At 42.8% G+C, this 725-nt stretch carries 1 protein-coding gene; it reads left to right on the top strand.

Annotation, left to right across the window (positions count from 1 at the left end):
- Window positions 1-85 precede the first annotated feature (85 nt).
- On the top strand, window positions 86-676 hold the full coding sequence (locus R8O11_RS27460; protein WP_005494573.1) for an outer membrane beta-barrel protein: 591 nt from the start codon (window positions 86-88) through the stop codon (window positions 674-676).
- Window positions 677-725: the final 49 nt, after the last annotated feature.

Raw genomic sequence — 725 nt, 5'->3', positions numbered from 1 at the left:
AAACATGTTCAAGATTTGGTTAATTTAGTCGCGCGATTTTGACTAACCCATCACAATTAGCTTAGTCATAATAAGGAGATAGGACATGAAGAATAAACTCAGTTGGCTAGTTGGGGGCATGTTAATGAGCTGCGCATTGAGCGCACAAGCAAATGTTATCGTAACCCCATTTATTGGCTTTACTGGCGGCGGGCAAGTCGAAGATGAAAACAAAAACACCTATGACATAGACCCTGCCCTCAGTTACGCCTTATCAATAGAAACACCTTTTGAAATGGGAAAAATCGGCCTTTTCTATTCTGCACAACCGACAGAGCTCAAAGAGTTGTCGAACTCCGCCGATATCCATTATTTACAATTCCAAAGCAGTATTTACTATCCCCTCGCTGAAGGTTGGCAAAGCTATGTAGGGTTGGGGGTTGGCGGGTCTTACACCGACGTCGACTGGGCTGATAAAAAATACGGTTTTTCTGCCAGTGCTTTTGCCGGGTTAGAGTACGCATTTTCAAAAAACTTTGCTCTAACGGCACAAGTACGCTGGTTAGGTACGGTCGTAGATAATGACACATCTGGTGCATGCACTTTGCCATCTGATGGTTCAAGCTGCATCATCAAATTCGATACTGATTGGATGAACCAATTTCAGTCAAACGTAGGCTTTAGTTTTCGCTTTTAACTGAGGCAAATTAACCGGAACATTATCTATAGGGTGTGCAAAAGATAGT

Source organism: Vibrio sp. 1288, assembly GCF_033344475.1.
The sequence above is the reverse complement of the archived record's forward strand: the minus strand, read 5'-3'. Positions and strand labels throughout refer to the sequence as shown.